We start from the raw sequence: 12922 nt of genomic DNA, 5'->3' as shown, positions 1-12922 counted from the left end.
GCAAGAACTCCGTGACCAGCAGCCCCGTGGCCGGCGGCCTGGTGACCAGCAAGCCCGTGAAGCACCGTCCCCGGAAGTACACCGACGTCGTCGTGCCGGACCTCACCGGCCGGCGCGCCGTCGTGACCGGCGCGAGCGACGGGATCGGGCTGGGGCTCGCCGAGCGTTTCGCGCGGGCCGGGGCCGAGCTCGTGCTGCCGGTGCGGAACCCGGCCAAGGGCCAGGCGGCCGTCGAGCGGCTTCGCGCGGCGGTGCCGGACGCCGTCGTCGGAACCCGCCCGCTCGACCTCGCCTCGCTGGAGTCCGTGGCGGCACTGGCCGACGACCTCCTGGCGGAGGGCCGCCCGATCGACCTGCTGGTGGCGAACGCCGGGGTGATGACGCCGCCCGGCCGGCACACGACCGCCGACGGGTTCGAGCTCCAGCTCGGCACCAACCACCTGGGACACATGGCGCTGGTCGGACGGCTGCTGCCGCTGCTGCGTGCGAGCGACGCCCGCACAGCCGACGGCCGCCCGGCCGGTGCGCGGGTGACCACGATGTCGAGCGCCGCGGCGCGGTTCGGCAAGATCGACTGGACCGACCTCAACAGCGAGCGCGACTACTCGCCGGTGCGGGCCTACAACTTCTCCAAGCTCGCCCAGCTCATGTTCGCCCTGGAGCTCGACCGGCGCAGCCGGGCGCACGGCTGGGGCATCGTGAGCAACGCGGCCCACCCCGGCACCACCTACACGGGCCTGTACGCGGCCGGCCCCGCGATGGGCACCGGCTCGGGTACCGGCGAGCCGCCGCGGATGGACGCCGTCATGCGACGCCTGCTCGCCCTCGGGGTGTTCGTGCAGCCGGTCGAGATGGGCATCCTGCCCGCGCTGCAGGCAGTCACGGACGTCACGGCCGGCGGCGGGACGTTCTACGGGCCCGACGGCGTTGGCCACTTCACGGGCAGCTCGGCACCGCAGCGCGTCTACGACGCCGCGACCGACGAGGCGGCCGCGAGCCGGCTCTGGGACGTCTCGGAGGACCTGACGGGCGTCCGGTTCCCTGCTTGATTCCGCACGACGAGAGTGAGGCGACGGTGATGGACCGCCAGCAGCTGGCCGACTTCCTGAGGACGCGCCGGGAGGCACTCCAGCCGGAGGACGTGGGCCTGCCGCGCGGTCCGCGCCGGCGCACGAGCGGGCTCCGGCGGGAGGAGGTGGCGGCGCTGAGCGGCGTCTCCGCCGACTACTACAGCCGCATCGAGCAGCAGCGCGGACCCGTGCCGTCGGAGCAGGTGCTCGCGGCGATCGCGCACGGCATGCACCTGAGCCTGGAGGAGCGGGACCGCCTCATCGAGCTCGCGGGCCACGCCCTGCCGCGCCGGGTCCAGCGCGGGGACCACATCAACGTCGGCATGATGCGGATCCTCGACGGTCTGACCGACGCGCCCGCCCAGGTCGAGAACGTGCTGGGCGAGACCCTCCGGCAGACCCGGCTCGCGGTGGCGCTCCTGGGCGACGAGACGTCGTACACCGGGCCGGAGCGCGTGCGCGCCTACCGGTGGTTCACCGACCCGCAGGCGCGGGACCGGGTCCCCGAGGAGGACCACGAGCACCACGGGCGCACGCTCACGGCCCGGCTCGCGGCCCTGCAGGCGCAGACCGGTCCGCGGTCCCCGGCGGGCGAGCTCGCCGCCCGGCTGCGCGGCGACAGCCCGGAGTTCGCGCGGCTGTGGGACGAGCACCCCGTCGTCGGGCCCTACTGCGAGCCCAAGCGCCTGAACCACCCCGAGGTGGGCCTCGTGGAGCTGCACGGGCAGACCCTGCTCGACCCGGACCAGAACCAGGCCCTGACGGTCTTCACCGCGGTGCCCGGCACCGAGAGCTACGACCGGCTCCAGCTCCTCTCGGTCGTGGGCTCCCTCTGAGGCGCTCGCGGCGAGAGCCGTCGGCGCACGAACGACGCCGGCCGGGATGCTGGCGGGCTCCCGGCCGGCGTCATGTTCGAGCTCAGTGCGTGAGCTCAGTGCTTGAGCTCAGTGCTTGAGCTCAGCGTCCGAGCTCAGCGTTCGCGCTCGGTGTGGCGCGTTCAGTCCGAGGTGGCCTGGACCGCGGCCGCGATCGTCTCGGCCACCGTGACCGGGTGCGACACGCTGATCGCGTGCGACGCCCCAGGCACCCCGGTCACCGCGCGGGCGCCGGCGCGCTCGGCCATGAACCGGACCAGCTCGGCCGGGATGTTGCGGTCGGCCTCGCCGTACACGACCCACGACGGGATGGTGCGCCAGGCCGGCTCGGCCGCCGGCAGGTGGTCGGTCAGCGCGGCCTCGGTGACCGGCCGCTGGGTGGCGGCCATGAGGGCCGTGAGGTCTTCGTCGACGTCGGCGGCGAACTGCTCGCCGAACACCTCCGGGCGGATCGCGAGCTCGTTGCCGCCCGTGGAGACCGGGTAGGCCTTGAGCGCCGCACCGAGGGTGCTGCCGGGGAACTTGGCGGACAGGTCGAACGCGTTCTCCCCGGTGTCCGGCGTGAAGGCCGCGACGTAGACGAGGCCCACGACCTTCGGGTTGCCGGCGGCGGCCTCCGTGATGACCATGCCGCCGTAGGAGTGACCGGCCAGCACCACCGGGCCGGGGATGGACGCGACGACGTCGCGCACGTACTGGGCGTCACCCGCGACGGACCGCAGCGGGTTGCCGACGGCGACCACCGGGATCAGCTGCTGCTGCAGGTGTCCGACGACGGCGTTCCAGCTCGACGACTCGGCGAACGCCCCGTGGACGAGGACGACGGTGGGGGTGGTCATGACTGCTCTCCCTTGCTCGGTACTGCTGTGTTCGTGGTGGTGCTGTACGTCGTGCTGGTGCCCAGTGCCTTGCGCAGCACGTGGACGGCCTGCTCCAGGGCGGCGGTCGTCGCGGCCGTGCCGCGCAGCGGGTTCAGCATCAGGAAGTCGTGGATCGTGCCGTTGTAGCGGACGGTCGTCGTCGGGACGCCGGCGGCGATCAGGTGGCGCGCGTACGCCTCGCCCTCGTCCCGCAGCACGTCGTTCTCGTCCACGACCAGGAACGCCTCGGGCAGTCCGGCGAGGTCTTCGGCGGTGGCCCGCAGCGGGGACGCGGTGATCTCGTCGCGCCGCTCCAGGTCGGGCAGGTAGGCGTCCCAGAACCACGCCATCGCCTTGGCCGTCAGGTGCGGGCCGTCGGCGAACTCGCGGTAGCTGCCGGTGTCCTGCCCGGCGTCGGTCACCGGGTAGTACATCGACTGGTGCACGAAGGTCACGTCCCCGCGCTGCTTGGCCAGGATCGCCAGGGCGGCGGTCATGTTCCCGCCCACCGAGTCGCCGACGACGGCCAGCCGCGCGGCGTCCAGCCCTTCGGCGGCGCCGTGCCGGGTGATCCACTGCGCGGTGGCGTACGCCTGCTCGATCGCCACGGGGTACTGCGCCTCCGGCGACCGGGTGTACTCCACGAAGACCACGGCGGCGCCCACACCGACGGCCAGCTCGCGCACGAGCCGGTCGTGGGTGCCCGCGTTGCCGAGGATCCACCCGCCGCCGTGCACGTAGAGGATGGTCGGCAGCGGGGTGGGCAGCAGGTCCGGCCGGCCGGACGGGCTGGTCGAGCCGGCGCCGACGGGCTTGACGATGCGCACCTGCACGTCGCCGACGTCGGCCGGGACGGTGATCCACTTCTCGTCGACGTCCGGCTTCTCGATCGGCGCCGCCTGGACGTCGTCGAGCAGCTTGCGGGCTCCCTCGACGCCCAGCTCGTAGAGCAACGGGGGCTTTGCGGTCGCGTCGGCGAACGCCTGGGCCGCCGGTTCGAGCACGTGCTCGCTCATGTTTTCTCCTTGCTCGCTTCATCGTGCCTGCTACCGAGCCTGTGGATGCATCTCGATGGGTCTGCTGAGCCGGGTGGCGGCTCGGGCAGCGCAGGACAGGGGATCCGGGCCGTGCTTTTATCGGCCTCACACGTACGACCGGTCGGGGGCGCCGGCTGTGACGGCCGTCCGTCCCCGAGGTGAGTTCATGACCGCATCAGGCGCCCCAGAGCCGGGTAGTTCAAAGCCGGGAAGTTCAGAGCCGGGTAGTTCAGAGCCGGGTAGTTCAGCGCCGGGGCTCGACGTCGCGGCCGCCGTCTTCACGGAGGTTCGGCCGCAGCTCTTCCGCATCGTGTACCGCATGCTCGGGTCGGCCGCCGAGGCGGAGGACGTGCTGCAGGACACCTGGATCCGCTGGCACACCACCGACCGGACCGTCGTCCGGAACCCGCACGCCTTCCTGACGACGACCACCACGCGGCTCGCCGTCAACGTGCTGCAGAGCGCGCGGTCACGGCGCGAGACGTACGTCGGGCCGTGGCTGCCCGAACCGGTGGACACGAGCGACGACCCGGCGCTCGGCGCGGAGCAGGCGGAGGCCCTGGACGTCGCGGTGCTGGTCCTGCTCGAACGCCTCACGCCGACCGAGCGCGCCGCGTACGTGCTCCGCGAGGCGTTCGACTACGCGTACGCGGACATCGCCGAGATCGTCCAGCTCTCGCAGGCGGCGGCGCGCCAGCTCGTGAGCCGAGCGCGCAAGCACATCGTGTCCGGGCGGCGCAGCACGGTGCTCGCGAGCAAGCAGCGCGCGCTGCTGGACGCGTTCGTCGCGGCGGCGCGGCTCGGCGACCTCACGGGGCTGGAGCGGCTGTTCGTCGCCGACGTCGGCTGCCGGGCCGACACCTTCTGGGTCGGCCCGGCGCCTAGACCGGTCCGTGTCTAGGCCGGAACCGGTCCGCGCCTAGGCCGCGTCTAGGCCGAGGGGTCGAACGGGATGCCGGCCGGCTTCATGCGCTCCAGCCAGTAGGTGAAGTCGCCGTCGTCGATCTTGATGCTCGCACCACCGAAGTCGGCGGTCATCAGGCGGTCGCGCAGCGACGTGCTCGGCCAGCCGTTCCAGCCGACGATCGGCGGGTACCGCCAGGTGCCGTAGTGGTTCTCCGGCGGGTCGTCGTTGCCGTTGGCCAGGCGGAACAGGTGCGTGCTCGGCCCGTCCTTGTGGTAGACGATCTTGGGGTGCGAACCCTCGAACCGGACCTGTGAGCGGGGGTAGGTCGCCGAACCGCTGTGCTCGGTGATCGAGACGTGCTCCACCTGGTTGGTCGACTGATCGACCCACACCACGACGTGCTCCCAGTCGTGCCGGTGGCTGCCGATGGCCACCGGGCCGTCCATGGTCTGGTCCTTCTCGAAGTAGCTCGCGTACATGACGGCGCACCAGCCGTTGTTGCACCTGTCGCGCGAGTAGGTCTGCGACGCGTCCAGGTCCCACTGGTCGCGACAGCTCCCGTTGACGGCGCCGCCGATCGCGAGGCCGGTCGCCAGCGTCCCGTCGGGGCCGATCGCGGACGTCGCATAGCAGCCGTCGGTGTCGTAGTCGTAGGCGGGGGAGAAGGACTGCTCGTACCCGCCGGCGTTCTGCGGGAGGTTCGGCGGCGGGTCGGCCTGCGCGGCCGTGGCCGGGGCGACGAGCGCGAGCAGCGTGACGGCGGCGGCCGCGACGGTGCGACGAGCCTTCGGGAGCGTGCGCCGGGGCGTCGGCTGTGACTCGGGCTGTGACGGGGGCCGGGGTGCGGGGGAGGTCGGACGGTCCGTGCGTTCCATGACGGGCCTCTCGTGAGTCCTGCGCTTCGGGGTCGTGCGGAGCGGGTGAAAAGCCGGGCAGACGGATGGTATTGCCGCCGGCCGGACCGGGCAATGAGGGTGATTGCTTATGCGGGCGGACGGCGTTGACCGCGCACCGCCGGGGTCGCTATGTTCTTTGTGGGCACAATCGTTCGGATACCGAACGCCTGCGCGAGCATCACGTTCAGCACCACGTTCAGTACCGCGTTCAGCACCGCGTTTAAGGGAGAACCTCATGGACGAGCCGGTCGCCCGCCTGCGCACGCACGTGTCCGAGCTGGTGCAGCAGGCCGAGAGGGGCGCGCGCAGCCTCGCGGCGGCGCGGCTCACCCATGCGGGCGGGGGAGCGGATGCCTGACCTGCCCGAGCCTGGTCCGGACGGCGGCGCGGGCGATGCCGTGGACGACGCCGGGATCGACGCCGGGATCGAAGCCGAGACCGAACCCGGCCGCTCGCCCGAGTTCGTGCAGTCCCTCGGACGCGGCCTCGCGGTGATCCGGGCGTTCGACGGCGACCGGCGGTCCCTCACCCTGAGCGACGTCGCGCGCGAGACGAGGCTCAGCCGCGCGTCGGCGCGGAGGTTCCTGCACACGCTCGTCGAGCTCGGGTACGTGGCGACCGACGGCCGCGAGTTCACGCTGCGGCCCGCCCTGCTCGAGCTCGGCTACGCGTACCTGTCGAGTCTCACCCTGCCGGACATCGCGACGCCGCACCTCGAGAAGCTGTCCGAGCGGGTGAGCGAGTCCTCCTCCGTGGCGGTGCTCGACGGCGCGGACATCGTCTACGTCGCCCGCGTCGCCACGCGGCGCATCATGAGCGCGACGATCCGGGTGGGCACGCGGTTCCCGGCCTACGCGACGTCGATGGGCCGGGCGATCCTGGCCCACGCGGAGCCCGCCGCGCTCGACGCCTACCTGGCCCAGGCCACGCCGTCGGGCACGCTCGCGGCGCTGACCCCGCGCACGATCACCGACCCCCAGGACCTGCGGGCCGCGCTCGCCGACGTGCGCGAGCAGGGCTGGGCGCTCGTGGACCAGGAGCTGGAGGACGGCCTGCGGTCGGTCGCGGCGCCGCTGCGCGACGGGACGGGCCGGGTGGTCGCGGCCGTCAACGTCTCGGCGCCGGTCCGCCGCGGCGAGATCGCGGAGATCCTGCGGCACGCGCTGCCCCCGCTGCTCAAAGCGGCTGCCGCGATCGAGGCCGACCTGGCCCGGATCCGCTAGGGCGGGCCTGCTGAGCCTCTGAACTTCCGCATCTGACTGTCGAACCTCGGGAGGACCTCTTGCCCGCACCAGCACCGGAGCGCACCGTCGTCGGCATCGTGGGCGGCGGACCCGCCGGGCTGCTGCTCTCGCACCTGCTGCACCGGTCCGGCATCGACCACATGGTGCTGGAGGCGCGCTCCCGCGAGGAGATCGAGCACACGCACCGTGCCGGGATCCTGGAGGCGGGCGCGGTGCAGGTCCTGGTGGACGCCGGCCTGGACCGGGTGCTGCGCGACGGGTCCCGGCACGACGGCATCGTGCTGCGGTTCGACGGCGCCGACCACCGCATCGACCTGACGGGCCTCACGGGACGCAGCGTGTGGCTCTACCCGCAGACCGACGTTTTCGTCGACCTCGCGACCCGGCGGGCGGCCGACGGCGCGGACGGCGTCGGCCGCGACGGCGCCCAGGTCCGGTGGGGCGCGACCGTCACGCACGTGCTCGACGGCGACACCGACCGGCCCGGCGTGCTCTGGACCGACCCGGACGGCGCGACCCACGAGCTGCGCTGCGACGTGCTGGTCGGCGCCGACGGCTCCCACTCGACCCTGCGGCACACCCTGCCCGAGGCACAGCGGCGCACGTACGTCCACGAGTACCCCTACGCGTGGTTCGGCGTGATCGTCGAGACGCCGCGCAGCGCGCCCGAGCTCGTCTACACGGCGTCCGAGCACGGGTTCGCCCTGATCAGCCAGCGCACCGACACCCACCAGCGCCTCTACTTCCAGTGCGACCCCGACGAGGACCCCGCCGGCTGGAGCGACGACCAGATCTGGGCCGAGCTGCAGCGCCGCGTCGCCGGGCCCGACGGCTTCCGCCTCGTCGAGGGCCCCGTCGAGGAGCGGTCGGTGCTGCGCTTCCGCTCGTCCGTCGTCGAACCCGTGCGGCACGGCCGCATGCTCCTGGCCGGCGACGCCGCCCACACCGTCCCGCCCACGGGAGCCAAGGGCCTCAACCTGGCGCTCGCGGACGTCGTCGTGCTGCACGACGTCCTGGAGACCTGGCTCGCGGGTACGGGAGGGGCGGGCTCGGGCGGACCTGGAGCTCCGGGAGGTCGCGGCGGACGCCGGGACGACGCGGTGCTCGACGAGTACGGCCGCCGCGTCGCCGAACGGGTGTGGCGCGCGCAGCACTTCTCCGCGTGGATGAGCGGCATGCTGCACTCCCACCCGGGCGAGACGGGCTTCGCCGCCCGACGACGCCTGGCCGAGCTGCGCACGCTCACCGCCTCGGAGTCCGGCCGGCGCTTCCTGGCGGAGGGGTACACCGGATGGGGCCCGGTGCTCGGCGAGGGGGCGCTGTGAGCGCGGCAGACCAGCGGGTGCGCGACGGCACGGAGCGAGGCGCACGTCACGGCATGGAGCGAGGCGCGCGTCACGACATGGAGCACGGCGACCGACGACGACGTCGAGAGGGAGACGAGATGACGGAACCAGCGCCCGACCCAGCAGTCGACCCAGCAACCGACGCGGCACCTGACTCGGCACCTGGAGCGGCACCAGAGGGGGCGCCTGACCCGGCGCCTGACTCGGCGGCAGACACGCAGGCGCAGCTCAGCGCCGAGATCGAGGCCGCCCACCGGGCGTACGAGGAGGGTCTGGCGCAGGGCGCGCCGCAGGAGCTCGGTCCGCGGCGCGACTGGCCGCCGTACCGCAGCTCGCTCCTGCGGCATCCGACCAAGGACCTGCACCACGCCGACCCGGAGACGATCGAGCTGTTCGCCCCCGTCTTCGGCGAGCGGGACATCGGCGCCCTGGAGTCCGACCTGACGGTGCAGCGGGGCGGCGAGCCGATCGGGGAGCGGATCGTGGTGCGCGGCCGGGTGGTCGACGGCCAGGGCCGGCCCGTCCGACGTCAGCTCGTGGAGGTGTGGCAGGCCAACGCCGCCGGGCGGTACGTGCACAAGCGCGACCAGCATCCGGCGCCGATCGACCCGAACTTCACCGGTGTCGGGCGCGCGCTGACCGACGACGACGGCTGGTACCGGTTCCAGACCATCAAGCCCGGCCCGTACCCGTGGAAGAACCACTTCAACGCATGGCGTCCGGCGCACATCCACTTCTCCCTGTTCGGGACCGAGCTCACCCAGCGGGTCGTCACGCAGATGTACTTCCCGGGGGACCCGCTGTTCGCCCTCGACCCGATCTACCAGTCCATCCAGGATCCCCGGGCGCGCGACCGGCTCGTCGCGGCGTACGACCACGACCTGTCGCAGCACGAGTGGGCGACCGGGTACCGGTGGGACATCGTGCTGTCCGGTTCGCACCGCACGTGGACCGAGCCGGAGGACGGCGATGAGTGAGCGGACAGCTGCGTCGGCGTCCGCGGGGGCGCCCGGGGCCGTGCCGGGCGCCTTGCTCCCGCCGACGCCGGGGCAGACCGTCGGGCCGTTCTTCGGCTACGCCTTGCCCTACGCGCGCGGCAACGAGCTGGTCGAGGCGGGCACGCCGGGTGCCGTGCGCCTGCACGGGACCGTGTACGACGGCGCGGGAGCCCCCGTCCCCGACGCCCTGATCGAGATCTGGCAGGCCGACCCGGCGGGCGCCGTCGTCGGCCGGTCCGGCTCCCTCCTGCGCGACGGGACGTTCACCGGCTGGGGCCGCGCCGAGACGGACCGCGAGGGCGGTTACTGGTTCCGGACCGTGACGCCGGGCGCCACGGAGCCGGGCCGCGCCCCGTTCTTCGCGGTGACAGTCTTCGCGCGCGGCCTGCAGGACCGCCTGCACACCCGCGCCTACCTGCCGGACGCCGGTGCCCCGGACGACGGCGAACCGGACGACGGCGAACCGGACGACGGCGAACCGGACGACGGCGAACCGCACGCCCCCGGCCCGTTGGGCGCGGAGCCCCTGCTCGCCTCGCTCGAACCCGGTCCGCGCGCCACGCTGGTCACATCGCGCGAGCCCGACGGGTCGCTGCGGTTCGACATCCGTCTCCAGGGCGGCCCGGACGGGGAGGAGGAGACCGTGTTCCTCACGTACGACACGGCTGCGCACGGAAGCAGGGTGCACGGTGATCTGCAGGGCGGCGCTGATGCCTGACGTCGGCCTGCTGACCCCCGGCGCCGACCTCGGCCCGGGGTCCCCCGCCGCGGTCACCGACGACGTGGCGGTGCTGCGGGCGATGCTCCGCGTCGAGGCGGCCTGGGTCCGGGTCGTCCTCGGGGGTCGGGCGACGGAGGGCGACATCGACGGCGTCGTCGAACGCCTCGCCGGGGCGGACGACGACGCGCTGGCCCTCGCCACGCGGCTGGCCCGCGCCGGGGCCGCCGGGGGAAACCCGGTGATCCCGCTGGTCGCCACGTTGCGGGAGGCGGCGGGGCCACGGCTGGCGCCCGCGGTCCACGCGGGCCTCACGTCGCAGGACGTGCTCGACACGGCGCTGGTCCTCGTGCTGCGCGACGCCGCGCGTGCTGCCGTGGCCGACCTCGACCGAGCGGCCGCGGCGGCTGCCCGCCTCGCGGCCGAGCACCGCGCGCGGCCCGCCCTCGCGCGCACACTCGCCCAGGCGGCGGTGCCGACCACGCTCGGAGCGCGGTTCGCCGGGTGGTTGCAGGGCGTCCTTGCCGCGCGGGCCTTCCTGGCCGCCGTGTCCGACGCGCTGCCGCTGGCCTACGGTGGCGCGGCGGGCGAGCTGTCCGGGCTGACCGAGCTGGTGGGACCGTCCGGGGCTTCCGGGACTAGGCGGTCGGGGGTGACTGCGCCGACGCCGGCCGGCGGCGTTGGGGCCGCGCGCCCCGAGTTCGACCTCGTCGAGGCCTGGGGCACGGAGCTCGGCCTGCCGGTCGGTCCGGCGCCGTGGCACGCCACGCGCACGCCGGTCGTCCGGATCGCCTCGGCGCTCGCCGAGACCTGCACGGCGCTCGGCAAGGTTGCGAACGACGTGCTGCAGGCGGTCCGGCCCGGTGTGGGTGAGCTGCGTGAGCCGGCTGCGCCGGGACGCGGGACATCGTCCGCCATGGCGCACAAGCGCAACCCCGTGCTGTCGGTGCTCGTGCGTCGCTCGGCGATCGCCGCGCCGCACCTGGCCGCGCAGGTGCTCGGGGCCGCGGGGCTCGCCGTGGACGAGCGGTCCGACGGCGCCTGGCACGCCGAGTGGCCCGCCCTGCAGCTGCTCGCCCGCCACGCGATCGCGTCGGCGCACGCGGCGGCGGAACTGCTGGAGGGGCTGGAGGTCGACATCGACGCCGTGGCCCGCAACCTGCGCGACGGCCTGCCCGACGTCGGACCGCCGCCGGACGTCGAGGCGGCGGCCGCCGTCGTCGGCCGGGTGCTGGACCAGTACGCCGAACGGGTGGGGCAGGACGCATGACCGCGCGACCCAGGCTGGGTGCCGTCGAGTTCCTGGTGCGCGACACCGCACGCCCGCTGCTGGTGCTGGGGCCCTCGCTGGGCACATCGGTGTCGGCGCTGTGGGGCGACGCCGTCGGGCTGCTGACGGGCGCCGGCAGCGCCGCGGCGGGCGTCACGACTGGCGAGCTCGACGTGATCGGCTGGGACCTGCCGGGGCACGGTGTCGCGCCGACGCCGTCCGCGGACGAGCTCGAAGGACTGAGCATCGCTGATCTTGCGGACGCCGTCCTGGGCGTCGTCGAGCGTGCGCAGGCCCGGCGCGGGGATGTCGGGGCGCCCTTCTGGTACGCCGGTGTCTCGGTGGGCGGGGCGGTCGGCCAGCGGTTGCTGCTGGACGCACCCGACCGGGTGCTCGGCGCGGCCCTGATCTGCACGGCGACCTGTTTCGGCGAGCCGTCGGGCTGGGCCGAGCGGGCCGAGCTGGTGCGGCGGGCGGGCACGCCCACCCAGGTGGAGGCCGCGGCACGGCGGTGGTTCGGACCCGGATTCCTCGACCGTGAACCGCAGGTGGCCCTCCGCCTGCTCGCCGGCCTGCAGACCGCCGACCGGTTCGGCTACGCCGCGGTGTGCGAGGCCGTGGGCGCCCACGACCTGCGAGGACGGCTCGGCGTGGTCGGCGTCCCCGTCGTCGCGATCGCGGGCAGCGCGGACCCGGCGACGCCGCCCGCGAAGCTCGAGGAGATCGCCGACGCCGTCCCCGGCGCGCGACTCCAGGTGCTGGACGGAGCAGCACACCTCGCGCCGGCGGAGCGGCCGCAGGCCGTGGCCGACCTGGTGCGCGAACTCGTCCGGGGAAGGGTGACAGCGTGACCGACAGCAGCGACGTGCCGAAGAAGAGCGAGCGGCCGAACACGAGCGAGCGGCCGAACACGAGCGAGCGGCCGAACACGAGCGAGCAGCCGGGCAAGAGCGAGCAGCCGGGCAAGAGCGAGCAGCCGGGCAAGAGCGAGCAGCCGAACGGTGGCGAGGCGCCGAACGGTGGCGAGGCGCGGAACGGTGGCGATGTGGCGGACGGCGGTGCGGTGCCGAAAAGTGGCGAGGTCGCGGACAGCGGCGTGTCGTCGGACACAGCTGAGGTGTCGAACGGAAGCGACGCGCCGAACACCGGCGAAGGAGCGCCCGGTGGCAGCGCGTCCGGCAGCAGTGTTCCCCAGGCCAATGTTCCCGCGAGCAGCTTTCCCGCGAGCGGTGTTCCCTCGAGCAGTGTTCCCGTGAGCAGAGTTCCCCTGAGTCGGCGGCCCGAGCGCGGGGACGACGTGCGGCGTCACGACGGCGCCGCCGTCCGGCGGCAGGTTCTCGGCGACGAGCACGTGGACAGCGCGATCGTGGGCACGACGCCGTTCACCGCTGACTTTCAGGACCTCATCACGCGATACGCGTGGGGCGAGATCTGGAACCGTCCGGGCCTGGACCGGCGCAGCCGCTCGATGATCACGCTGACCGCGCTCGTCGCCGGCGGTCACTGGGACGAGCTGGCGATGCACGTGCGGGCCGCCGTCCGCAACGGGCTGAGCGTCGACGAGATCAAGGAGGTGCTCCTGCAGACGGCGATCTACTGCTCCGTGCCGAGCGCGAACCGCGCGTTCAAGGTTGCCCAGCAGGCACTGGCCGACGAGGGTCTCGTCTGAGACCCGCACCATCCGCACCGCACCATCCGCAT

14 protein-coding genes are annotated in these 12922 nt (G+C 73.8%); 11 read left to right on the top strand and 3 right to left on the bottom strand.

The window, feature by feature from the left end:
- The first annotated feature begins 56 nt into the window (after positions 1-56).
- Positions 57-1049 (top strand): SDR family oxidoreductase, encoded by a 993-nt coding sequence (locus QRN56_RS20295; protein ID WP_285106477.1) that lies wholly within the window; start codon positions 57-59, stop codon positions 1047-1049.
- Positions 1050-1078: 29 nt separating this feature from the next.
- On the top strand, positions 1079-1906 hold the full coding sequence (locus QRN56_RS20290; protein ID WP_285106262.1) for a helix-turn-helix transcriptional regulator: 828 nt from the start codon (positions 1079-1081) through the stop codon (positions 1904-1906).
- Between the two features lie 161 nt (positions 1907-2067).
- Here the strand turns inward: QRN56_RS20290 and QRN56_RS20285 are convergent, their stop codons facing one another.
- Complete coding sequence (locus tag QRN56_RS20285; protein ID WP_285106261.1) at positions 2068-2784, bottom strand: alpha/beta fold hydrolase; 717 nt, start codon at positions 2782-2784, stop codon at positions 2068-2070.
- The gene (locus tag QRN56_RS20280) at positions 2781-3821 is read right to left on the bottom strand and encodes an alpha/beta hydrolase (protein WP_285106260.1); all 1041 of its coding nucleotides are present in this window, start codon (positions 3819-3821) and stop codon (positions 2781-2783) included. The genes QRN56_RS20285 and QRN56_RS20280 overlap by 4 nt, the downstream gene beginning before the upstream one ends.
- Here QRN56_RS20280 and QRN56_RS20275 point away from each other — a divergent pair.
- Positions 3820-4743, top strand: coding sequence for a sigma-70 family RNA polymerase sigma factor (locus QRN56_RS20275; protein ID WP_350224591.1), 924 nt, complete (start codon positions 3820-3822; stop codon positions 4741-4743). The genes QRN56_RS20280 and QRN56_RS20275 overlap by 2 nt on opposite strands.
- 29 nt (positions 4744-4772) lie before the next feature.
- Here QRN56_RS20275 and QRN56_RS20270 read toward each other — a convergent pair whose 3' ends face one another.
- The gene (locus QRN56_RS20270; protein ID WP_285106257.1) at positions 4773-5624 is read right to left on the bottom strand and encodes an NPP1 family protein; all 852 of its coding nucleotides are present in this window, start codon (positions 5622-5624) and stop codon (positions 4773-4775) included.
- A gap of 256 nt (positions 5625-5880) precedes the next feature.
- Between QRN56_RS20270 and QRN56_RS20265 the strand changes: the two genes are divergently transcribed.
- From QRN56_RS20265 to pcaC, 8 genes are all read left to right on the top strand, one after another.
- On the top strand, positions 5881-6003 hold the full coding sequence (locus QRN56_RS20265; RefSeq protein ID WP_285106255.1) for a hypothetical protein: 123 nt from the start codon (positions 5881-5883) through the stop codon (positions 6001-6003).
- Positions 6004-6109: 106 nt separating this feature from the next.
- Positions 6110-6868 (top strand): IclR family transcriptional regulator domain-containing protein, encoded by a 759-nt coding sequence (locus QRN56_RS20260; RefSeq protein WP_285106475.1) that lies wholly within the window; start codon positions 6110-6112, stop codon positions 6866-6868.
- A 59-nt stretch (positions 6869-6927) separates the two neighbouring features.
- Positions 6928-8214: a 4-hydroxybenzoate 3-monooxygenase gene (locus QRN56_RS20255; protein ID WP_285106254.1), complete on the top strand. Its 1287-nt coding sequence runs from the start codon at positions 6928-6930 to the stop codon at positions 8212-8214.
- 119 nt (positions 8215-8333) lie between these two features.
- Positions 8334-9212, top strand: coding sequence for a protocatechuate 3,4-dioxygenase subunit beta (gene pcaH, locus QRN56_RS20250; RefSeq protein ID WP_285106252.1), 879 nt, complete (start codon positions 8334-8336; stop codon positions 9210-9212).
- Positions 9205-9951, top strand: coding sequence for a protocatechuate 3,4-dioxygenase subunit alpha (gene pcaG, locus QRN56_RS20245; protein WP_285106251.1), 747 nt, complete (start codon positions 9205-9207; stop codon positions 9949-9951). The genes pcaH and pcaG overlap by 8 nt, the downstream gene beginning before the upstream one ends.
- Entirely contained in the window at positions 9944-11221 is a 1278-nt protein-coding gene (locus QRN56_RS20240; RefSeq protein ID WP_285106249.1) for a lyase family protein, read from the top strand. The genes pcaG and QRN56_RS20240 overlap by 8 nt, the downstream gene beginning before the upstream one ends.
- Positions 11218-12072 carry an alpha/beta fold hydrolase gene (locus tag QRN56_RS20235; RefSeq protein ID WP_285106247.1) on the top strand — a complete coding sequence of 285 codons (855 nt, stop codon included), beginning with the start codon at positions 11218-11220 and terminating at the stop codon, positions 12070-12072. Before QRN56_RS20240 ends, QRN56_RS20235 begins: the two co-directional genes overlap by 4 nt.
- Positions 12073-12488: 416 nt before the next feature.
- Positions 12489-12890 carry a 4-carboxymuconolactone decarboxylase gene (gene pcaC, locus QRN56_RS20230; RefSeq protein WP_285106473.1) on the top strand — a complete coding sequence of 134 codons (402 nt, stop codon included), beginning with the start codon at positions 12489-12491 and terminating at the stop codon, positions 12888-12890.
- The last annotated feature ends 32 nt before the right edge of the window (positions 12891-12922 follow it).

The organism is Promicromonospora sp. MEB111, from assembly GCF_030209445.1.
Lineage (GTDB): Bacteria > Actinomycetota > Actinomycetes > Actinomycetales > Cellulomonadaceae > Promicromonospora.
Note: the sequence above shows the minus strand (reverse complement) of the source record. Positions and strands in the feature narration are given on the sequence as shown.

Coding starts and splice junctions, on each gene's coding strand:
- QRN56_RS20290 (WP_285106262.1), top strand. CDS start 1,079: ATGGACCGCCAGCAGCTGGCCGACTTCCTGAGGACGCGCCGGGAGGCA.
- QRN56_RS20285 (WP_285106261.1), bottom strand. CDS start 2,784: ATGACCACCCCCACCGTCGTCCTCGTCCACGGGGCGTTCGCCGAGTCG.
- QRN56_RS20275 (WP_350224591.1), top strand. CDS start 3,820: ATGTTTTCTCCTTGCTCGCTTCATCGTGCCTGCTACCGAGCCTGTGGA.
- QRN56_RS20280 (WP_285106260.1), bottom strand. CDS start 3,821: ATGAGCGAGCACGTGCTCGAACCGGCGGCCCAGGCGTTCGCCGACGCG.
- QRN56_RS20270 (WP_285106257.1), bottom strand. CDS start 5,624: ATGGAACGCACGGACCGTCCGACCTCCCCCGCACCCCGGCCCCCGTCA.
- QRN56_RS20265 (WP_285106255.1), top strand. CDS start 5,881: ATGGACGAGCCGGTCGCCCGCCTGCGCACGCACGTGTCCGAGCTGGTG.
- pcaH (WP_285106252.1), top strand. CDS start 8,334: ATGACGGAACCAGCGCCCGACCCAGCAGTCGACCCAGCAACCGACGCG.
- pcaG (WP_285106251.1), top strand. CDS start 9,205: ATGAGTGAGCGGACAGCTGCGTCGGCGTCCGCGGGGGCGCCCGGGGCC.
- QRN56_RS20240 (WP_285106249.1), top strand. CDS start 9,944: ATGCCTGACGTCGGCCTGCTGACCCCCGGCGCCGACCTCGGCCCGGGG.
- QRN56_RS20235 (WP_285106247.1), top strand. CDS start 11,218: ATGACCGCGCGACCCAGGCTGGGTGCCGTCGAGTTCCTGGTGCGCGAC.